The sequence below is a fragment of the Yersinia bercovieri ATCC 43970 genome (genome assembly GCF_013282745.1).
GTDB classification, from domain to species: Bacteria; Pseudomonadota; Gammaproteobacteria; order Enterobacterales; family Enterobacteriaceae; genus Yersinia; species Yersinia bercovieri.
In genome coordinates, this window is the sequence record NZ_CP054044.1 from 909,415 (window position 1) to 930,791 (window position 21,377).

Sequence of the window (21,377 nt, forward strand, 5' to 3'; positions counted from 1 at the left end):
TAGCCGGAAGCGCCTAATATCAGATCAATATTAAAGTTATTTTCGAACACCCCCTCTCCTATGGCGTGGGGGTGTTGTTTTTATGTTTTGCTGAAATTGAATTGGAGAGTGGTATGACCAAGCCAACCATCACGATTAACGAGCTGGATGCTGAACGTTTGGATGCGTTACTGGCGCAACCGGCCTTTGCCGGTACAGTGGTCGCACAAGCGCTCAATGAAGAGCTGGATCGTGCAGAAATTCTGCCACCTAATGCTATTCCGGCAGATGTGGTGACTATGAACAGCCGTGTGCGTTTTCGTGATCTGAATAACCAGGAGGAGCATATCCGCACCCTGGTTTATCCGGCATCACTGAAAGACAGCAACGATCAACTCTCGGTGATGGCACCTTTAGGGGCAGCATTGCTGGGCTTGCACGTCAATGACGAAATCAGTTGGAAATTGCCTGGTGGGGATGAAGCCCGCATTATTGTGCTGGAGCTGTTATATCAGCCAGAAGCCGCGGGTGAATTTCATCGTTAATCGTCATTAATCGACAATAAATGCCGATAAATGTTGATTGAAATATCTGCGCATATGATGTGAGGGTAATAGCCTAGGGCCATTACCCTCCTGCCGCAGATTAGCGATATTTTTTATGGTAGGTATCGCGGGTGGGCTTGAAATCTTGGGCGGCTTTTTTGGCGTCATCCAGTTTGCCTTGATTGGCCAAAGCCAGCGCACCATCAATCTGCCCAATAAGTAAATCCAAACCATGGCGGAAATCCTTCACCTCCGCACTCCCCTCACCTTTACTCTTCAGTTTGCTAGGAATGCCCTTTTGTGCATCCAGTGCCGCCACGCGCATCGCCGCTAAACCTTGCTTGATCACATCTGTAGAGTCGGCCTTCAACACTTTGCCGTAATTCTCGGCAATGGTGTCCATGTTATCCGCCACACTGGCCGCCATGGCTAACGTGCTGGCGCTGAGTAACACCGCCGCCATTAACGCCATCATCTTCTTACTCATGCTCACACTCCTTATAATTATTGTTAACTGCATAGTTCTCATTGATACATTGCTCATACTTAACGTAGTCAATGGAGGGGGAAACTGGCAATGATTTCTTACTGCCAACAGAAAAAAGCCAAAACTGTGCGGATGAACAGATAAAACGCCCGTATTTCTACAGGCGGGAGATGAAATAAGAATATGACAGGAGGGCTATTATTCGCCCGCGATCTTCATCGCCGGTAATAGGACTGAACCACACTGAATGTTACTACGCAGTTCGATATCACTGCCGACACTCACGATATTGCGCAGCATATCTTTCAGGTTCCCGGCGATTGTAATCTCACTCACCGGGTACTGAATCTCACCATTTTCAACCCAGAAACCAGCAGCCCCGCGAGAGTAATCACCCGTCACGGTACTGACCCCCTGGCCCATCAATTCGGTCACCACCAAGCCTTTATCCAGTTGCTTCAGCATTCCGGCGAAATCCTGCCCCTGACCTGCAATGCGCCAGTTATGGATCCCCCCGGCGTGCCCGGTGCTTTGCAGCCCCAACTTACGGGCTGAATAGCTGGTCAGCAGATAGGTTTGCAGCACCCCATCTTTGACGATCTCTCGTTGCAGCGTGCGCACGCCTTCACTGTCGAACGGCGTTGAAGCCAGACCACGCAATAAATGCGGATGCTCTTCAATGGTCAACCATTCAGGCAAAATCTGCTTGCCGAGGTGATCGAGCAAAAAAGTCGATTTGCGATAAATATTACCGCCGCTGATAGCCGACACTAAGTGGCCGAACAAGCCCGTCGCCACTTCGGCGGCAAACAGCACCGGTGACTCCATGGTCGGCAGCTTACGTGGCGATAAGCGGGACAAAGTGCGACGGGCGCACTCTTCACCCACCCACTCAGGGTTGGCTAAATCTTCCATCCGCCGACCAATGGTATAGGCATAATCCCGCTCCATATCGCCATTGTGCTCGGCGATAACACTGCTGGAGAGTGAATGGCGGCTGGAACAATAGCTCTGTAACATGCCGTGGCTGTTGCCAAAGACCTTAATGCCGTAATGGCTGTTAAAGCTGCCACCCTCGGTATTAGTAATTCGCGTGTCTGCCTGCAATGCCGCCTGCTCTGCTCGCGCAGCCAGCAAAATACCTTGCTCAGCATCCAAATCACCCGGATGGAACAGATCCAGATCCGGTGCCTCAAAGGCCAGTAGCGATTTTTCTGCCGGCCCTGCATAAGGGTCAGGCGAGGTATAGCGGGCGATATCCAGTGCCGCTTGCACGGTACGGGCGACCGCATCCGGACTTAAATCGGTGGTGGAGGCGCTGCCTTTGCGTTGCTGGTGATAAACAGTAATTCCCAGCGCACCATCGCTGTTGAACTCCACGTTCTCCACTTCACCAAAGCGAGTGCTGACACTAATTCCGGTGGTTTTGCTGACGGCAACTTCAGCCGCATCAGAACCCGCACGGGCCAATTCCAACGCTTGTGCAACAGCGTGTTCCAGCGTTTTACGCTGTTCTGCAACTTGAGTGACTACTTTCATCGATCTGCCATAATTAATGAGATAATCGTTCAGGAAAGTGTCGTAATACGACGACTTACACGGATAAAATAGGGGACGCCATACTTTCAGTCTATCAGAGATCTTGGTGCGATTTCGCAGAAAGCCAACAACCTGCTACGATTAGCCTCTTTTTAAGGAATTTGACCATGAACAAACAGCCCGAAGACTGGCTAGATGAAGTCCCAGAAGATAAAAATGACGATGATGATGAAATCATTTGGGTCAGTAAAAGTGAAATTAAGCGAGATGCTGAAGCGCTGAAAGATCTCGGAACCGAGCTGGTTGAGCTGGGTAAAAACGCGCTGGAGAAGATCCCACTGGATGAAGATCTGCTGGCAGCCATTGAGCTGGCGCAGAAAATCAAGAAAGAGGGCCGCCGTCGCCAGATTCAGTTAATTGGTAAAATGCTGCGCGGCCGTGATGTCGAACCCATTCAGACCGCGCTGGATAAACTGAAAAACCGTCATAACCAACAAATCTCGCTGTTCCATAAATTGGAAACGCTGCGCGATCGTTTGGTTGCAGAGGGTGATGATGTGATCCCAACCGTGTTGGATCTCTATCCCGATGCTGATCGCCAGCAGTTGCGCAGTTTGGTGCGTAATGCCCAAAAAGAGAAAGCCGCGAATAAGCCGCCAAAAGCATTCCGCCAGATCTTCCAGTATCTGCGTGAATTGGCAGAGAAACAGCAGTAATCGGGCGCAGCTCGCGCCTGTTTGATGGGACGTAACTGTCAGGCAGTTTGGGTAAGGCAGCGCACAGGACCCGGAGCGTACACCCAGTACGTGAGGAGTCCGGCACTGCCCAGGCTCAAGATGGCAAGTAGAGTAGCCTAATTAATATTAAAGCGCAGACTACCGGCCAGCTCCTCTTCTGCCTCTTCGAACAACAACACTATCGCCCCAAAACGGCGTTTCCGGCGGTGATTGAAATGGATAAATTCAATCTCTACCGGCAATGCTATCTCACCCGTTACCACATCCCACAGCGCATCCAGATTGGCGCCAAAGCCCTCCCTCAGCGCAAATTTTTGGGAAAATTCACGGTAAAATGCAGGAAGATCCGGTATATGGTCAAAATCGAATACCACTTTTACCATCTTCTCACTCCATCCGAATGAAATGCTTGTAGTGATCCTGAGTCAGATAAATCAGGCCATCATTAGAGTACAACAAACGATCACTACCACGATGGCCGCAGCGATAATTCACATCAGCCTCATGCCAGTTGCGGCCTTTGGCTTGTGGCAGTTGGCGCTCTCGGTTAGAAAAACGATCACCGCCAATAGCGCGCCCCGGCAGCACCTGACACAGATTGCCCTCTTTTGGGTCCCAACCCTTCTCACGGGCCTGCTGCTTGGTAATGTAAAAGTCCGGCAGGCGATGGTGCGCTTGTAGATATTTCGCCACCGGTTTGGGCTGCGTTAATTGTTCGATGGATGCAGGCGTCGATAATGGTGGGCGCTCCAGATCCGGCGATTGACCGATATCACGCGCAGGGTCACAGCCATTGAGCTGTAATGCTGCCGCAATCAATAGCAACACCGCCCCCAGAATAGCGATAATGCGTTTATTCATCATGGTTCTCCTTAACCCTTAGGCTTCCAATAATGGTTGTCTGCTCATCACCCATGCCCCAATGTTATAATCAAGATGGCTCATTCAGCTGGCTTATAAATTACCCAGATGCAGGGTTTTGACTTCCATAAATTCATCCAATCCCAGCACCGAACCTTCGCGGCCCAGACCGGACTCCTTCACACCACCGAAGGGGGCCAGCTCCGTAGAGAGCGAGCTTTCATTGACGCCAATCATACCGCTTTCCAATGCATCAGAAACGCGGAATACCCGTTGCAGATCCTGCGTATAGAAGTAAGCTGCCAGTCCGAACGGCGTGTCATTCGCGCGCTTAATCACTTCAGCTTCGGTTTTAAAGCGGAAACAAGCTGCCAGCGGGCCAAATGTCTCTTCTGACGCCACTTTCATCTGCTCATTGGCATCGGCAATCACTGTTGGTTGGAAGAAATTACCACCCAATTCATGGCGATGCCCGCCCACCAGCAGACGCCCACCCTTCTCAAGCGCATCTTTGACGTGATCTTCGACTTTCTCCAGACCCGCCATATTAATCAGCGGCCCCATATCGACATCTTTATCCATCCCATTGCCCACTTTCAGTTTTTTCACCTCAGCGGCCAGATGGCTGACGAATGCATGGTAAATGCCCTCTTGAATATAGAAGCGATTAACGCAAACACAGACTTGCCCAGCATTGCGGAATTTACAGGCGATAGCCCCGGCCACTGCCGCATCTAAATCAGCATCATCAAACACAATATAGGGTGCATTGCCCCCCAGCTCCATGGAGATCTTTTTCATGGTAGCTGCGGCATTGCGCATCAGAGTTTTGCCCACCTCAGTTGAGCCAGTGAAGGAGATTTTACGCACCTCAGCGCTGGCCATGATGGCATCGCTAATAGCATGAGTGTCACCGGCCACACCATTGAGAACACCAGCAGGTACGCCCGCTTTATCTGCCAGTGCCAGCAAGGCAAAAGCGGACAGTGGCGTGTTATTGGCCGGTTTAATCAGCCCGGTACATCCGGCCGCTAGTGCCGGCCCCAGTTTGCGGGTGAGCATCGCCAGCGGGAAATTCCACGGCGTAATGGCAGCGACAACGCCAACAGGTTCACGGGTGGCAAAAATGCGCGCCCCCTCTTTAGTGGGCGGAATAATCTCACCATTAGCGCGTTTAGCTTGCTCACTAAACCATTGAATAAAGCTGGCGGCATAGGCCACCTCGCCTAATGCTTCTTTCAGCGGCTTACCCTGCTCGGAAACCATTATCTCAGCCAATGATTGCTGATGTTCCATAATGAGCAGATACCAACGCTGTAGAATTTCTGCCCGCTGTTTGGCCGGTTTTTTGCGCCAGGCAGGAAATGCCTCACTGGCTGCTTTAATGGCAGCTTCACTCTCTGGTTTACCGGCTTTGGCCACTTTGGCGACTAATTCACCGGTAGCAGGGTTATAGACATCAAAAGTCTCTTGGGCCTGGCACCATTTGCCGCCGACAAAATAACCAATGTGATAAACGCCGTCGCTGTGCTGCTGGTCCTGCAAAGGGTTTTGCTCTGACATCATGTCAACCTCCTTAGGAAAATGAGGCCCTCATCACTAGAGGGCGAGGAAGGGGTGGTTCCAGCTTGAGTATAGCCTTTGAAAAAGCGATAAGAACAGCTTAGCGCGCTTCACCTGATATCTATATCAGCGCGCTCTGATAGCGATGTAACATATCCGCTAACCGTTTTACCGGCAGGGTAACCGAATCAGGCGACTGATAATCAACCAGTTTTTGCTGATATTGATCCAGTTCCTGCAACAACCGGGCGAAGTAATAGCGCCGTTTCTGATCACCCTTCACATTGATGACACGATCAGCGGTATAGCGGATTTGTTTATGGAAGGCACTCAATTCATCATTAGCCGGAATTTCAGTGCTGTTGAGTCGTTGATGGGCGATGATCAGCGTCAGTGCCAGACGATACTTATCGATATCGCCGGGGAACATCATCAATAGCTGATTCAGCTGCTGATAGAGCATCGGCAAATGATTTTCGCTGCGACGCGCTCTATTGGTGGTCAGGGCGGATACTGCACTGTAAACAAAGCGGTTTAGCAAGGTTCTGCCAGTCCGCTCTTTGGCATTATCGCGGATCAATAACAAGACAATCAGGGAGACAAAGCAACCGACTATCTGCCCCAAGGCGCTGTCGAGGAACAGGCTGACATTAAATTCCATCGGGTTACTTAGCACCATAATGTTGATGGTGCTAGCTAATGTCCCCAGGGACCCCAGCCGCCGCTTCTGCACTTCGATGCCAATAATAAAGGCCAGCAGCCCCAAGCTGATGCACAGCAGCAACATGCTTTGCTGGGTGGCAGGGATGATAAACATAAAGTAGAGCGCCCCGATGGGCAGCGCCATGACGACCCCCAGTAGGAAGTCGATCGCCACCATGCGCGGATTGGGTGTGCGCATCGCCAATGAGGTGACCACGGCTATCATCACCATACAGCCCGCCCCTGATGTCCAGCCAGTCCAGAGCCAAAACAGGCCGCCAATTGCGGTGGCGATGCCGGTACGTAGGCCATTGATCATCGCGTGATGCCCTTCGGCTGAGACATGTTTTACCGGCATATCACCCGCTAGAATACCCTCCTCTACCCGACTAATGCTGCTGTTGGTGTGAATACCTTTTGACAGCAATAAATAGCGGGTGGCGGCACCGACCCAACTGCTGATGGTATGGGGGATCGCCTCACTGTGGCTAGCGCCGATAAACTGGCGCAGTTTTTTCATCTGCTGGCGAATCTCTGTGGTCGTTGATGCCGGTTCGCTCAACATCACTTTCAGCTCAGGGGGCAGAGTATTGGGGTGATTAACCAGAACCAAATAGCTTTCACATGCCTGCGTGATCAGCGCGAGTGATTCGGTGTGCAATACCCGCAGGCGGCGATTACAGCGCTGCCAACGAGATGACTCCATCATCAGGTAGCTGCGCATCCCATTGAGTGCGCTAGTATTTTTGACTAAATCACTCCAGGCGCGATCGATTTCGCTCTTTTCCGCCGGACGAATACAGAGCTGCAACAGCTTATATTGATCCACCAGCACCTTATCCACCAGCCGATCAATGTCTTGCTTAATCGACCGTGGGGAGAACAATAGATCCGCCATCACCGCGCAGACGATCCCCAACACAATTTCGCTACAGCGCTCGACGGCAAACTGCGGCGTCAACAGGGGGGTTTCACCGGTTGTGACAATGATAATCAGCGCGGTATAACCCGCCAGACCAAAAGCATAGGAGTTTTCGACCCGCACCAGTGATGAGATCCAGGTGCAAACTCCCGCCCATAGACAGCACAGCATCAGGGTAAGCACCGGCGCTCTGATAGTCAGCACGATAATAACCAAGCCACCAATACAGCCGATAAATGTGCCGATAATGCGTAGCCAGCCACGGTGACGAATTGCGCCAGAGAATGGCTCGCCACCGGCGGCAAAAGCTGGGCCAGCGGCGACAATCGCGGCAGTCAGCACTGACCAGCGCGGCGTTTCCAGTTGCAAATGAAAACCCAGAAACAGCGCGGCTACAATGGCAAAACTCAGCTTAAAGGCAAAGCGCAGACGAATGAAGGTCGGGCTGTTCATGTTAGCCAAACTCGCGCAGACGGTGCATCAACTTAATCATCGGCGAGGCCTGATTAGGGTCACGATCATTTGCTCCGGTTATCACTACCGTCGCGGTGGTGCCTGCTGGATATGGATGCTGCTGATCTTCGCTATCCAAACGAATCTTCACCGGCACCCGCTGCGCCAGACGTACCCATTCAAGATTATTATCAATGGTCGCCAGCCCTTTGCTATCGACACTGCTGCTACTATTGGTCACACCGGCGGAGATACTGTCGACAGTGCCATGCAGAATGCGGTTGCTACCCAGAGGGGTGATTTCCGCCCGATAACCCGGCTTAACCCCCTCCAGCTTGGTCTCTTCCAGATAGGCCAAGATATAGAAAGTCTCTTTTTTTACCAATGCGACAGCGGTCGCACCGCGGTTAATGAACTCCCCCCCATGAACATTCAGATTGGTCACCCAGCCTTCGGCAGGCGCGCGCACTGTGGTTCGCTCCAGATCAAGTTTGGCTAAGTCACGGAGTGCAATGGCTTTTGCCAGCTGATGACGGACGGTTTGCAGCACATTGCTGGATTGGTCGATCTCCTCTTGTGACAGCGCCTGCACCCCCAACCGCTGCCGTCTGCCAGATTCGCGCTGCTTCTCGGCAGCTAACGTTTGGTAATAGGCGACATCAGCTTCCGCTTCGGCCAGTGCCTGCTGATAGCGGGGTTGGTCAATCACAAACAGAATCTGGCCTCTCTGCACCAGTTGGTTGTCTTTAACCGGCACCTCAGTGATCAAACCGCTGACATCCGGTGCAATAGCGACTACATCGGCGGTAAATTTAGCATCACGGGTCCATGGCGATTCAGTGTAAAAAGCCCACACCTTGAAAATAGCGATGATAGCCAGTAAGACCACTAATAAGGTGATGCCGATGCGGATTATTTTTAATGAAAAAGTATTCACGGCGACCTCAGGAAGAAAAACGAGAAATTAAGTAAAAAAGGCAACCATACAGCGCGGTATTAAAGAGTGCCGGGTGCCAAACAAACTCATAAATACCCGTGGGTTGTAACAGACGGCGCACGACAAAAAAAAGGGCTAGCGAGAGAAGCAGCTCAAGAAATATCGGCGGGAAAGAGAGGCCGAAAATCACCATCACCGGAAGCAAACTCATTCTTTAAATCCTCTCAATTATAGGATGTCAGTGAACATGCCTAGGTTAATAGTTAAATTCTAAACTGAAACTCATTCAACCACCGCGGGCAAGGCTAAAAGCACCAGCGATAAGGTAGAGTTATAGGTTAAACTTGTAGGTGCAACTGCAAGCTGGACGAGGCGAGGTAACACTTTAGCTACGCGGCTTTCAGACTTCGGACCTTTCTCCGACAACAGTATATTAGCCTGCTTATTATCAACTTATCTACAATGTGTGATCTAAATCACTTTTAAGCTAGAGTTAACAATCAATGTAAAATAAGCGTTTAGCGCTAAACAAATAGGTCACACAGGATAAGCAATGGAAAGACTAAAACGGATGTCGGTGTTTGCCAGAGTGGTTGAATGCGGCTCTTTTACTGCGGCGGCACGGCAGTTGGAGATGAGTGTATCCTCGATAAGCCAGACCGTGTCCAAGCTGGAAACCGAGCTAAATGTTAAACTGCTTAACCGCAGTACTCGCCGCATTGGTCTGACCGAAGCGGGCCGGATCTATTATCAGGGCTGTCGGCGCATGTTGCAGGAAGTGCAAGAGGTGCATGAGCAGTTATACGCATTTAACAATACGCCAACCGGCACATTGCGAATCGGCTGTTCATCCACCATGGCACAAAATGTGCTGGCGACCATGACAGCGGATATGCTGAAAGAGTACCCCGGTTTGTCCGTCAATTTGGTTACCGGTATCCCGGCACCTGATCTTATTGGCGATGGTCTGGATGTGGTCATTCGAGTGGGGGCATTGCAAGATTCGGGGCTATTTTCTCGCCGCCTCGGCTCTATGCCAATGGTGGTCTGCGCCGCCAAAAGCTATTTATTGCAACATGGCACCCCTGAAAAACCGAGCGATATGATCAACTTCTCCTGGCTGGAGTACAGCGTGAGACCAGACAGTAATTTCGAGCTGATAGCACCGGAAGGGATCACCACACAAATATCGCCACAAGGTCGCTTTGTGACCAACGACTCACAAACCATGATCCGCTGGCTTAAAGCGGGCGCAGGCATCGCCTACGCACCATTGATGTGGGTGATAGAGGAGATTAAGCGCGGTGAAGTGGAAGTGTTATTCAAAAAATATCACTCTGACCCACGCCCGGTATATGCGCTATATACTGAAAAAGATAAAATGCCCCTCAAGGTTCAAGTCTGCATCGATTACTTAACCGAATACTTTAAGAGCGTTGCAGAGATATATCAGGGCTATCGTTAATAGTTTATCGGCGCTTATCTCTAAACCCTACGCCGTGCCACCCACTGTCAGATTATCCAGCTTCAAGGTCGGTTGGCCGACCCCCACTGGCAAGCTTTGGCCCTCTTTGCCGCAGACGCCGACGCCTTTATCCAGCGCTAAGTCATTGCCGACCATCGAGATCTGCTGCATCGCTTCAATACCGGAGCCAATCAAGGTAGCCCCCTTCACCGCGCGGGTGATTTTGCCCTTTTCAATTAAGTAAGCTTCGGAGGTTGAGAACACGAACTTGCCGGAGGTGATATCCACCTGACCACCACCAAAGTTTGGCGCGTAGAGGCCATACTCCACACTGGCGATAATCTCTTCTGGTGTTGATTTGCCCGCTAACATATAAGTATTGGTCATACGCGGCATTGGCAAGTGCGCGTAAGATTCGCGGCGACCATTACCTGTTGGGGCAACCCCCATTAGGCGCGCGTTCAACTTATCCTGCATATAGCCTTTCAGAATACCGTTTTCGATCAATACGTTGTATTGGCCCGGTACACCTTCATCGTCAATAGCCAGTGAGCCACGGCGGCCTTGCATGGTGCCATCGTCCACCACGGTACACAGCTCGGAAGCCACCAGCTTACCCATCTGCCCACTAAAGACAGAACTGCCACGGCGGTTGAAATCGCCCTCTAAACCATGACCAACCGCTTCATGCAACAGCACACCCGGCCAGCCGGCACCTAATACCACTGGCATGGCACCGGCAGGAGCAGCTATGGCGGAAAGGTTAACTAGCGCCATTCTGACCGCTTCATTGGCAAAGTTATCTGCCCGCACTTCACCGTCAACAGTTTCCAGGAAGTAGTCATAGCCGAAACGACCACCGCCACCGCTGGCACCGCGTTCGCGTTTGCCGTTCTCTTCCACCAATACGCTGACTGACAAGCGCACCAATGGGCGCACATCGGCGGCCAGCGTGCCGTCAGTGGCCGCCACCAGCACCTGCTCATAGATGCCAGTTAAGCTAGCGCTCACTTCCTGCACCCGCTTATCGGCGGCGCGAGCGACTTTATCGACGCGATGCAACAGCGCGATTTTGTCCTCCCGCGACAAGCTCTGCAGGGGGTCTAGCAGCGGATAGAGCGCCTGGTAAGGCACCTCACCCAGTGTATGAACTTTGCCATTGCCAATATCGCGCACAATACTGCGCGCAGCATGGGCGCTTTGCTGCAAGGCGTTCAGGGTGATTTGGTCGGCATAAGCAAAACCGGTTTTTTCACCGCTGACCGCACGCACACCCACGCCCTGGTCAATATTGTAAGAGCCATCTTTGATGATGCTGTCTTCCAACACCCATGCCTCGTGGTAGCTGGACTGGAAATACAGGTCAGCATAATCGAGGCGGCGTTCAGCCAACTGCCCCAACACTGAGAACAAGTCCTGATGGTTCAGCTTGTTAGCAGCGAGTAACTGCTCACTGACAAACGAGAGGCTCATAGTTTTCACTCTTTAATTAGATGATGGTTTATGCGATGACGGCACCAGCGGCGCTAAAAAGCGATTGTGCTGCAATACCGGCATTTGATTACGGATGGTTTTCAAACCTGTGGTATCAATTTTTACTTTTAAGGCAGCCACCGCATCGGGGTTCTGCCCCAATATTTTGCCCCAGGCATCGACCGCCATCGTGTGGCCCCAAGTGCGACGGGTGGCACCGTGCCGCCCTACCTGAGCGGCCGCCAAGATCACGCACTGGTTCTCAATCGCCCGCGCGCGCAATAATATCTCCCAGTGAGCTTCACCGGTCATTTGGGTAAAGGCCGCCGGGACGGTAATAATCTCCGCGCCCTGCGCGCGTAAAGCCTGGAACAAGCCAGGGAAACGCAAGTCATAGCACACCGTCATACCTAAGCGGCCTACAGGGGTCTCCACCACCGTGGTTTCCTGCCCTGCCTGATAGGTATCCGACTCTCGATAACGGCCATGCATATCGTTGATATCCACATCAAACATATGAATTTTATCATAGCGAGCTTTTAGCTCACCCTGGTCATCAAACAGCAAGCTACTGGTGGTGATAAGGTCCGGTGACTCACGGCTTATCATCGGCATCGAGCCGATTTGGATCCAGACACCATAGCGGCGCGCCATCTCACGCACTTCTTGTTGCAATGGCCCGTCGTTGTGCTGCTCTGCATGGTGACGATAAGAGGCGGCATTAGCAAATAACAGTGCATTTTCCGGCGTCAGAACCAGCTTAATACCCGAGTTTAACTGTTTGATCTGCTGCTCAATTTGAGCCAGATTATCACGGGTATTTTCACCACTACATAACTGTAATAATGCAACATTGGCATTTTTCATGGCGCCTTACTCTCCTTTAACTGGCGTAATACTTCATGGATGGTCGGCTGGTCCAAACTACCGGTGATTTGGTAGCGAATCAGCGAAACCTTGCTCCATAATGGGCCTAAAATCTTCGAGGCGGCAAATACCGCAGCCCCCACCACTGGGTTTATCGCAAAGGCGGTGGCGACACCGACGGTCGCCGAAATCTCTGGCGTGATAACCGCTTCCATGGCGATCTGGCGTTTAACCAAGTCCACATTACCGCTCATGGCAATGTCGGCGGCTAATCCATCCACCACTAAATCATTGGTGTGCATGACGCCATTTTTGATATTGGCGGTGCCGCGAATAGAATCAAACGCGAAGTCACGACTAAACGTATCACTAAAGTCGAGCTGGAGCTTACGTAATAGTGCGTCGAAGCTGACCAGCCGCAGTAGCTGGCCTGCGCGCCCGCCGCCAAGATCCGTCAACAGCCCTCGTCCCAATCTACTCTTTAACGTCCCGTTTAAGCTATTAATCTGTGGCTGCCACGGCACCCCGCGCCAGTTTAAGTCGGCATTGATATCAAACGAGGCATCTTTTATTGGTGTCGTCAGACCAAAGAACAAGATAGTGTCATCGATTTTTGGCCCAGTCAGTGCAACATTGAACGTGGTCTTATCGCCAGAGCTATCTTGTTGCCACTGCCCGCTCATTTTGGCCCGCCCGTTACCCGCTTCAATCAGGCCGTTGGTCAGCATCAAAATATCGCCTTTAGGTGTCAAATCGGCGTTAATCCGCCCAATATTTTGCCCCAAAATCCAGCAAGCTTTACAACGCAATTGCAGTGCTGGCCAATCGCGGAACGAGATTTTACTGGGGCTTTCTGGCGGCTGCAATGCCGCTTGCGCTAACGGATCTTGCGCCTCGCTCGCCATCCATTGAGGGTTGTAATAGAGATAATCAATATTGGCATGCCATGGCCCATGCTCTTCCATTAGCAGGCTACCCGCGACCTCCTCACCTTTTGCCGTGACTTTGGTGCCGGTGATTAGTGGTTCGATCAGCAATGTCAGTTGATGCCAGGCCTGCCCACCAACCAATAATTGTGGTGTCTCTAATCTCAGCCGCTTAGGGAGAATCACATTGGCACTGCTGCCCTTGATTTTAGGTTGCGCAGATGAGGCAAAAGGCGCACTCACTGTTGCCAACTCCGGTGCCAGCAAGGCCAGCCAGCGCTCACCATCCAATGGCGGTAATTTGAGCACCAAACCTTTCTCATCCGGCAAAGGCGGGGCTTTTTTGCTATCCGTTTTCTGATTAGCGCTTTGCCAAATAGCACGCGTCAGCTCAACGTTATCTTTTAGCAGCAACCATTGGCTATTGAAATGGTTATGACTCCCGGCACTGCCCGACAGAGTAAATGAATCCAGTCCGCCGATGGCCTGCACATGAAGCGGAAGCGCCTGACCACTTGATTTATCTAGCGGCGGAGGTAAGTGACTGCTCACTTTTTTTAGATCCGCCGTGACATCTATTTTGTAATCCGGCTGACCATTTTTCGGTAATTGCACCACCACTTTGCCTTGCCAATTGGCACTGCCACTGAGCAATGTAGCCACATCACTCGGCACCCCCGGTAATTTAGCCGGCAGCCAGTCGCCATCTAACCCAACATTCACCAAAAAGTTCTTTGGCTGCTCTTCGGTGGTGAAATTAACTGTTAGCGGCTGCCCGAACCAGTTGGCTGATAAGCTATCGCTATCGAGATTGCCATCATTGAAGCGGAACTTGCCGCTGATATTCTCCAGTTGGCTTTTCAGCGGCTTCACCAACAGGGTGTTATTATTCAGCGTCACTTCGCCACTGGCGTGCGTAATGTGGTTCTCTTCCAATGGAATATCTAGGTGTAAGCGCCCACTAACCTTACCCCCCACCTGTAACTCCTCCAGTGTTTCAGCGACCGAATCATTGAGCGGCGTCTTGGTAAAGTAGTCGTGAACATCGCGCCCTTCGCCAGCCACCTCGGCATCGACATAGAGCTTTTCTTTCAGATAATCGGGAATGATGGCGCTGATATTGCTGCCAGTGACCTTACCTAACATCGCATGGGGGGCGTCCATCCACAGACCTTCATTGAGGAAATTCAGGTCGATGGCTAAATTCTCTAATGCAGGCCAATCCGGTTGGAACTCGAAGGTGGCGTTACGCAGCGGCACATAGACCTGGAACTGCCCCTCTTTATGTTTATAAGGGAAATCATGAGGATTGCCATTATAGACCAGCGTGGCGTTGTCTACCTGCCCGCCCTGTAACGCCTCGGTCAGATAATCCACCAGCTTCTTGCCCATCAGGGGTTCCGGGAAGTAACGCCAGGCATCGGTGGCATCATACAGGCGGATGCCGGTCAGGATTTTAAGCCACGGTTGCCCTTTATCAGGCTGTTGATAGTGAAAACTGCCGTTACCCCACAACGATTTCGCCCTAACATCCAGTTGGTCACCCCACAGCTCCCAACCTTGATCATCAATCCGCCAGTTCACGGCCCCGCTGGCCTGACTCACTTCCAATGGCGCACGGAACATATCGCCATAAGGTAATGTGCTGTTTTTAAGGCTAATATCTAGCTGCCCCTGCTCAACAGAACCACTTAATGCGCCGGCGAAGTTATTCACGCCTGGCAGCAGTTTCCAGTGCTGCCAGCTGATATCGTGCCATTTGGCTTGAAAACGGCTCTTTTGCGGCTGGCTGATAGGAATGTCTAATGCCAGCGCCTCAACAATGCCTTGCGGACGCAAATCTGCCCAGCGATTCATTAATTCAGGGGTAAACAGTGACAGTGTGGGTAATAGCGGCCCTACACGTTCTAGCTGAATATTGGTGGCGCGAATGCGTAATTCTTGGGATTGGTCTGGGCCAATGAATTGAGTATTTTCAGGTAGCCATAGCGCCGAGAGTTGCCCTTTCGGCCAAGATTGCCCATCGGTTTTCAGACTCAATTGTGGCGCATCAATTTGCCAGCCATTGCCCTGACGGCGGCCTTCCAACACCAAATTGTCTACCGCGAGCTGATGGCTTTGGTCACCGACCATCCAATTGGCTTGCCCCTGACTGAGCAGAACATTGCCACTGTAGATCTCGCCACTTTTAATGCTCAGCCAGGCCGCCAAACTGAATTCAGCACTATCCAGCCCGGTATTATTGTGCAACCAGCGGCTAATCCACGGCTTTAGGTCGATATTATCGGCCTGCAGATAAACCGTGCCATTATTTAAAATTCCCTGATTATCATGTAGATCCATCCGCACCATCACCACGCCGTGCTGACCATTAATGGTCGAAAGGCTAATTTGCCCCTCGGCGCGGTGCCGGTTACGGGAGTTAAGCCAGGTGAGTTGCGGGATCTCTAATTCGGCACGGGGGCCAGAGGGAGTGAGGAAGGAAACACGGCTGTTGCGCAGGTCGAAATGATCCAACTGGCGCAGGAATATATCGGTGATATTACCGGTTTCAAGATTGCGGCTGCTGTTTTGCTGCGCATCCAGCGTGGTATTCAGGTCAAGCTGCAACTGATAAAAGGTCATATCGCGGAACTGCCAGCGCCAGTGTAGCAATGACTGCCATATATCGAGCGCAAGGGTCACCCGTTGCACCTGCCAGTTGGCTTGCGGCAATTTAGCGCTAATATCACGCAATTCCAGCGTCGGGCCAAAGGTTTCCCACGTCCCCTGCATGAACCCCACCTCCAGTGGGATCCCGCTGATGGACTGAACTTTGGCCACGATTTGCGGACGATAATCGTTGATAAGAGGCAGCATCATGCGTAGCCCACTGACCAACAGCGCCACCACAACAATTATTGTGGCGCCTGTCGCGAACATTATCCTGGGCAGTCGCCTCACACATCTCTCCTTGCGATCCGCAGCAGAGCTAGCAGCAGATCTTAATCGCACCTATCCCATGTAAGGCTAGATGGCTCTTACATCATCACCACATCAAACTGTTCTTGGTTATACAGTGGTTCAATCTGAACTTTGACCTGCTTGCCGACGAAAATTTCCACCTCGGCCAGGGCATGGGACTCTTCGCCTTTCAGCGCTTCTCCCACCGCTGGAGAAGCATAGACCAGGAAGCGATCAGAATCATAAGCGTGGTGAACACGGACAATTTCGCGCAAGATTTCGTAGCACACGGTTTCCACTGATTTCACCGTGCCACGGCCACGGCAAGTCGGGCACTCATTGCATAAAACGTGCTCAATGCTCTCCCGCGTGCGCTTGCGCGTCATTTCGACTAAGCCTAGCTGAGAGAAACCATTAATACTGGTTTTTACCCGATCTTTACTCAGGGCCTGTTCCAGTGAATGCAATACACGTCGACGATGTTCTTCGTTGCTCATATCAATGAAATCAATAATGATAATCCCCCCCAGATTGCGCATCCGCAGCTGGCGGGCGATAGCCTGAGTGGCCTCAATATTGGTATTGAAAATGGTTTCGTCAAGATTGCGGTGACCGACAAATGCACCGGTGTTGATATCCACGGTGGTCATGGCTTCTGTCTGGTCAATAATCAGGTAACCGCCTGATTTCAATTCAACTTTACGTTCTAATGAGCGCTGAATTTCGTTTTCGACATCGTAGAGATCAAAAATCGGTTGCTTACCGGCGTACAACTCCAGTTTTTCGGTCATTTCCGGAATATATTCGCTGGTAAATTCAACCAGCAAATCGTAAGTCAGTTTGGAGTCGACGCGAATTTTATCCAGCGCAGCGCCAGCAAAGTCACGTAACACGCGCTGTGCCAGTGCCATCTCGCCATACAGCTTATATTTGGTGATATTGCGTTTTTTGCGCTCCTGAACCTTCGTCCACAAGCGTTTGAGAAACGCCGCATCAGCCGATAACTCCTCTTCACCAATGCCTTCAGCAGCCGTGCGGATGATAAAACCGCCTTGCTCGTCGCAATAGGCTGCCACGGTTTTTTTCAACCGCTCGCGCTCAACTTCACTCTCAATGCGCTGGGAAACGCCAACATGGGCGGCACCCGGCATCAACACCAAATAGCGCGAAGGCAGGGTGATATCGGTGGTTAAACGAGCGCCTTTGGTGCCGAGGGGATCTTTCACCACCTGCACCATTAAATCCTGCCCCTGGCGAACCAGTTCAGCAATATCGCGCACATTGAAATTTTTCTGCTCATCCCCGGCCACGCATTCGGTGTGGGGCATGATATCGGAAGCATGGAGGAAGGCGGCCTTCTCCAGACCTATATCGACAAAAGCCGCTTGCATCCCCGGTAACACCCGGCTGACTCGACCTTTGTAGATATTGCCAACAATCCCTCGTTTGGCTTCACGCTCGATATGTATCTCTTGCAGGATGCCACCATCAATGTAGGCAACCCGCGTTTCAGACGGTGTAATATTGACCAGTAATTCAGCTGTCATGTATTCCTCTCACATTACGTAGCGCAATGAAATTACTTAGTAATTCATGGGTTTCTACCAACGGCAGACCCACCACGGCATGATAACTGCCGTTGATGGATCTGACGAAACAACCACCTTTCCCCTGAATACCGTAAGCGCCCGCTTTGTCCATGGGTTCACCGGTAGCAATATAATTACTGATTTCCAATTGGGATAACACACGAAATGTCACATCTGTCACAACCATGGCAGATAACATATCTTGCTGATCAGCCAGCGATACTGCCGTGATTACCTGATGTTGCTGCCCAGACAATGCACTCAGTATTTGCTGGGCATGTGCGGTATCCCGTGGTTTTTCTAAAACTTGCCCATTGAGCACCACGATGGTATCGGCCCCTAATACCGGCAGATCCTGTGGTGCGACCTCCACCCCTGCACGAGCTTTATCCTGCGCGAGGCGCTGAACATACCTTTGCGCACTCTCTTCTGGCTGGCGTTGCTCTTCAACCTCTGTTTTCAGCACCTCAAACGGGACATCAAGCAGGGCCAATAATTCACGGCGACGCGGGGAACCAGAAGCTAAATACAGGGCGGTCATGAGTCTTAAGTCCTTATTGCACCGCAAATTGGCGGCGAATTTTACGCATTAACAAAAATAGCCAAGGCCAAAGAATGCCATTAACAACACTACTCCAGAATACTTCTGGCCGGAATGAGACATTAATGACTAAAAACTCAGACCAAAACACCACCACATCCATGGTGAGCGAAAGCAGCATCACGATAAGTGCTTGTTGCCACAGCGCCATATTGCGAAATAACTGAAACTTAAACGCCACCAGATAAGCGATGATACTCAGTGCCAGCGCCCGCACCCCAAGTGTTGAACCTAAAATAAGATCCATAATCAGCCCGAGGACAAAGCCGGTGCCGACATTCACACGGTGCGGTAGTGCCATCACCCAATAAATTAAAACCAACGCCAGCCATGAAGGGCGGAACATATAAATTTGTTCAGGCCACGGCATAATTTGCAGCACCATGGCAATCAGGAAAGATAACCAGATAACCCAACGACCATTGCTGCTGTAACGATTCATGGCGAGACTCCCGGCGCAGTGATTGCAGTGGGTGCCACCGTAGAAGGTGCCGGTGGCCCCATCGCATCAGCGGCGGGTAGCACTTGCGACATCATGGGCGCGAGGCGTTCGTTTGCCACACGGCGGACTTCATCTGGCGGCAATGGCAGATCGCCATTACGGTCAGCGCCCCACAACAGCAACAGGTAACGTAAGCGCTGTAGATCCGCCGTCGGACGTGCCTGAATAACAGTATAGGCGCGCTGATTGTCAACTTTCACCGAAGAGACCACCGCCACTGGGTAGCCTTCAGGGAAGCGACCGCCTAAACCGGACGTCACTAACACATCACCAACGCGAATATCTGTATTGCTGGGGAGGTGTTCCAGTAATAAGTCATCGGTACAACCACTCCCTGCGGCAATAACCCGAATATCATTTCGTAATACCTGAATAGGTAACGCGTGGGAGGCATCGCAAATCAATAATACGCGGCTGGTTAATTTACTCACCGCAACAACCTGGCCGACGACACCCCGGTCACTGATAACCGGCTGGCCTTCGTACACCCCATTGTTAGAACCTTTATCGATAACCACTTGGTCACTATAGGGATCGGTCCCGCTGGACATCACCTGAGTGACCATTTTTTGTTCGTCCTGACGCAGCGGAGAACCTAGCAATTCACGTAAGCGGTTATTTTCCTGCTTAAATTGCCCGAGTAGCTGTAGGTCAGTGTTTTTCAGTAATAACTCTTGGCGCAATACACGATTTTCCAGCTCAAGCTGCTCGCGAGTCGCCAGAGTTTCAGAAACGTTGTCGAGAACTTTGCGTGGCCCATTGGCCAGAAAATAGAAAGGGCTTACTGCGGTGTCCATGTAGGTGCGCACTTTAACAAACGTACCCAATCGGCTATCAGCGATAACCAAAATAATGGCGGCAAGTACGGCAAAGAACAACCGCAGTTGCAGGGATGGACCCCGACTAAAAATCGGCTTCATAAATTATGCGTATTCCTCGACGACATGAGGAAGAAGCGCCAAATCTAAACCTATCCCAAACTTAACGTGGGTATGAGTTCACTCGATCTGGCGTCTCTCCTTTTGGCTGACTATTCTTCGCTGAACAAATCGCCGCCATGCATGTCGATCATTTCCAACGCTTTACCACCGCCGCGGGCGACGCAGGTCAATGGATCTTCGGCAACCACCACTGGGATACCGGTCTCTTCCATCAGCAGGCGATCCAGGTTACGCAGCAATGCGCCACCACCGGTCAACACCATACCGCGCTCAGAGATGTCAGATGCCAGTTCTGGCGGACACTGTTCCAGAGCAACCATTACCGCGCTAACAATACCGGTTAGCGGCTCTTGCAGTGCCTCCAGGATCTCATTGGAGTTCAGGGTAAAGCCCCGAGGTACACCTTCAGCAAGGTTACGGCCACGAACTTCAATTTCCAGAACTTCATCACCTGGATAAGCAGAACCGATGCTGTGTTTGATACGTTCGGCAGTCGCTTCACCAATCAGTGAACCATAGTTACGGCGCACATAATTAATGATGGCTTCATCAAAACGGTCACCACCGATACGAACCGATGAGGAGTAAACCACACCGTTCAGAGAGATAACGGCCACTTCTGTGGTCCCGCCACCAATATCCACAACCATCGAGCCTGTTGCTTCAGAAACCGGCAGGCCTGCACCAATGGCCGCAGCCATGGGTTCTTCAATCAGGAACACTTCACGAGCGCCAGCGCCCTGAGCAGATTCACGGATCGCACGGCGCTCAACCTGAGTGGCCCCGACCGGTACGCACACCAGTACGCGCGGACTTGGGCGCATAAAGCTGTTGCTATGAACTTGCTTGATAAAGTGTTGCAGCATCTTTTCGGTAACAAAGAAATCGGCGATAACGCCATCTTTCATTGGGCGAATAGCTGCGATATTACCGGGAGTGCGCCCTAGCATCTGTTTGGCTTCATGGCCCACAGCTGCAACGCTCTTTGGTGAGCCGGCACGATCCTGGCGAATAGCAACCACTGAAGGTTCATTCAGTACAATGCCTTGTCCTTTAACATAAATAAGGGTATTGGCGGTACCCAAGTCGATGGACAAGTCGTTGGAAAACATGCCACGAAATTTCTTAAACATAACGAAAGGATAATCCTGCAAGCTGGGGGCGGAAAATAAAATCCGCCTACTTTACCAACCACACGAACCAGCGACAAGGCGCAAAAACGTCCTGATTCGGTGAAAAAGTAGCTGCGTTATTAACATGTCGTTCCATTCAGAGTCCATATCGTTTGAAAAGGCTGAATAAAACCTTGGCACAACACAGATTCTGCGCAACGACCGACGTAACA

General features: G+C 51.4%; 19 protein-coding genes. 3 read left to right on the plus strand and 16 right to left on the minus strand.

Annotated features, from left to right (window positions below; genetic code table 11):
- The first annotated feature begins 113 nt into the window (after positions 1 to 113).
- Positions 114 to 524 (plus strand): nucleoside diphosphate kinase regulator, encoded by a 411-nt coding sequence (gene rnk / locus HRK25_RS04145; protein ID WP_032896665.1) that lies wholly within the window; start codon positions 114 to 116, stop codon positions 522 to 524.
- Positions 525 to 624: 100 nt separating this feature from the next.
- On the opposite strand, the gene cybC is transcribed toward rnk, so the two are convergent.
- Together cybC and pmbA are read right to left on the minus strand one after the other, a co-directional pair.
- A complete protein-coding gene (gene cybC, locus HRK25_RS04150; RefSeq protein WP_032896640.1) occupies positions 625 to 1,011 on the minus strand; it encodes a cytochrome b562 in 387 nt (128 codons plus the stop codon).
- A gap of 198 nt (positions 1,012 to 1,209) precedes the next feature.
- Positions 1,210 to 2,550 (minus strand): metalloprotease PmbA, encoded by a 1,341-nt coding sequence (gene pmbA, locus HRK25_RS04155; RefSeq protein ID WP_005271411.1) that lies wholly within the window; start codon positions 2,548 to 2,550, stop codon positions 1,210 to 1,212.
- A 167-nt stretch (positions 2,551 to 2,717) separates the two neighbouring features.
- On the opposite strand from pmbA, the gene yjgA reads away from it, so the two are divergent.
- Positions 2,718 to 3,266: a ribosome biogenesis factor YjgA gene (gene yjgA, locus HRK25_RS04160; RefSeq protein WP_005271408.1), complete on the plus strand. Its 549-nt coding sequence runs from the start codon at positions 2,718 to 2,720 to the stop codon at positions 3,264 to 3,266.
- A gap of 137 nt (positions 3,267 to 3,403) precedes the next feature.
- On the opposite strand, the gene HRK25_RS04165 is transcribed toward yjgA, so the two are convergent.
- The 6 genes from HRK25_RS04165 to aaeX all read right to left on the minus strand — a co-directional run bounded on the left by HRK25_RS04165 (position 3,404) and on the right by aaeX (position 8,936).
- On the minus strand, positions 3,404 to 3,670 hold the full coding sequence (locus HRK25_RS04165) for a barstar family protein (protein ID WP_005271405.1): 267 nt from the start codon (positions 3,668 to 3,670) through the stop codon (positions 3,404 to 3,406).
- A 4-nt stretch (positions 3,671 to 3,674) separates the two neighbouring features.
- On the minus strand, positions 3,675 to 4,148 hold the full coding sequence (locus tag HRK25_RS04170; RefSeq protein ID WP_032896637.1) for a ribonuclease: 474 nt from the start codon (positions 4,146 to 4,148) through the stop codon (positions 3,675 to 3,677).
- 93 nt (positions 4,149 to 4,241) lie between these two features.
- Positions 4,242 to 5,711, minus strand: a complete 1,470-nt coding sequence (locus tag HRK25_RS04175) for an NAD-dependent succinate-semialdehyde dehydrogenase (RefSeq protein WP_032896663.1) — start codon at positions 5,709 to 5,711, stop codon at positions 4,242 to 4,244.
- Between the two features lie 121 nt (positions 5,712 to 5,832).
- On the minus strand, positions 5,833 to 7,788 hold the full coding sequence (gene aaeB / locus HRK25_RS04180) for a p-hydroxybenzoic acid efflux pump subunit AaeB (RefSeq protein WP_005271395.1): 1,956 nt from the start codon (positions 7,786 to 7,788) through the stop codon (positions 5,833 to 5,835).
- Between the two features lies 1 nt (position 7,789).
- Entirely contained in the window at positions 7,790 to 8,725 is a 936-nt protein-coding gene (gene aaeA / locus HRK25_RS04185) for a p-hydroxybenzoic acid efflux pump subunit AaeA (RefSeq protein WP_005271393.1), read from the minus strand.
- A gap of 7 nt (positions 8,726 to 8,732) precedes the next feature.
- Positions 8,733 to 8,936, minus strand: coding sequence for a p-hydroxybenzoic acid efflux pump operon protein AaeX (gene aaeX, locus HRK25_RS04190; RefSeq protein ID WP_005271391.1), 204 nt, complete (start codon positions 8,934 to 8,936; stop codon positions 8,733 to 8,735).
- A gap of 342 nt (positions 8,937 to 9,278) precedes the next feature.
- On the opposite strand from aaeX, the gene aaeR reads away from it, so the two are divergent.
- Positions 9,279 to 10,190, plus strand: a complete 912-nt coding sequence (gene aaeR / locus HRK25_RS04195) for an HTH-type transcriptional activator AaeR (RefSeq protein WP_005271390.1) — start codon at positions 9,279 to 9,281, stop codon at positions 10,188 to 10,190.
- A gap of 27 nt (positions 10,191 to 10,217) precedes the next feature.
- On the opposite strand, the gene tldD is transcribed toward aaeR, so the two are convergent.
- From tldD to mreB, 8 genes are all read right to left on the minus strand, one after another.
- Positions 10,218 to 11,663, minus strand: coding sequence for a metalloprotease TldD (gene tldD / locus HRK25_RS04200; RefSeq protein ID WP_005271388.1), 1,446 nt, complete (start codon positions 11,661 to 11,663; stop codon positions 10,218 to 10,220).
- A 12-nt stretch (positions 11,664 to 11,675) separates the two neighbouring features.
- Positions 11,676 to 12,530 carry a deaminated glutathione amidase gene (nit1, locus tag HRK25_RS04205; protein WP_032896634.1) on the minus strand — a complete coding sequence of 285 codons (855 nt, stop codon included), beginning with the start codon at positions 12,528 to 12,530 and terminating at the stop codon, positions 11,676 to 11,678.
- Positions 12,527 to 16,399 (minus strand): AsmA2 domain-containing protein YhdP, encoded by a 3,873-nt coding sequence (gene yhdP / locus HRK25_RS04210; protein ID WP_071984883.1) that lies wholly within the window; start codon positions 16,397 to 16,399, stop codon positions 12,527 to 12,529. The genes nit1 and yhdP overlap by 4 nt, the downstream gene beginning before the upstream one ends.
- A gap of 77 nt (positions 16,400 to 16,476) precedes the next feature.
- On the minus strand, positions 16,477 to 17,946 hold the full coding sequence (rng, locus tag HRK25_RS04215; protein ID WP_032814841.1) for a ribonuclease G: 1,470 nt from the start codon (positions 17,944 to 17,946) through the stop codon (positions 16,477 to 16,479).
- Complete coding sequence (locus tag HRK25_RS04220) at positions 17,936 to 18,529, minus strand: Maf family protein (RefSeq protein WP_005271381.1); 594 nt, start codon at positions 18,527 to 18,529, stop codon at positions 17,936 to 17,938. Before HRK25_RS04220 ends, rng begins: the two co-directional genes overlap by 11 nt.
- A gap of 13 nt (positions 18,530 to 18,542) precedes the next feature.
- A complete protein-coding gene (mreD, locus tag HRK25_RS04225) occupies positions 18,543 to 19,031 on the minus strand; it encodes a rod shape-determining protein MreD (RefSeq protein ID WP_032814839.1) in 489 nt (162 codons plus the stop codon).
- Positions 19,028 to 20,011, minus strand: a complete 984-nt coding sequence (gene mreC, locus HRK25_RS04230; protein ID WP_005271379.1) for a rod shape-determining protein MreC — start codon at positions 20,009 to 20,011, stop codon at positions 19,028 to 19,030. The genes mreD and mreC overlap by 4 nt, the downstream gene beginning before the upstream one ends.
- 110 nt (positions 20,012 to 20,121) lie before the next feature.
- A complete protein-coding gene (gene mreB, locus HRK25_RS04235) occupies positions 20,122 to 21,165 on the minus strand; it encodes a rod shape-determining protein MreB (protein ID WP_004875762.1) in 1,044 nt (347 codons plus the stop codon).
- Positions 21,166 to 21,377: the final 212 nt, after the last annotated feature.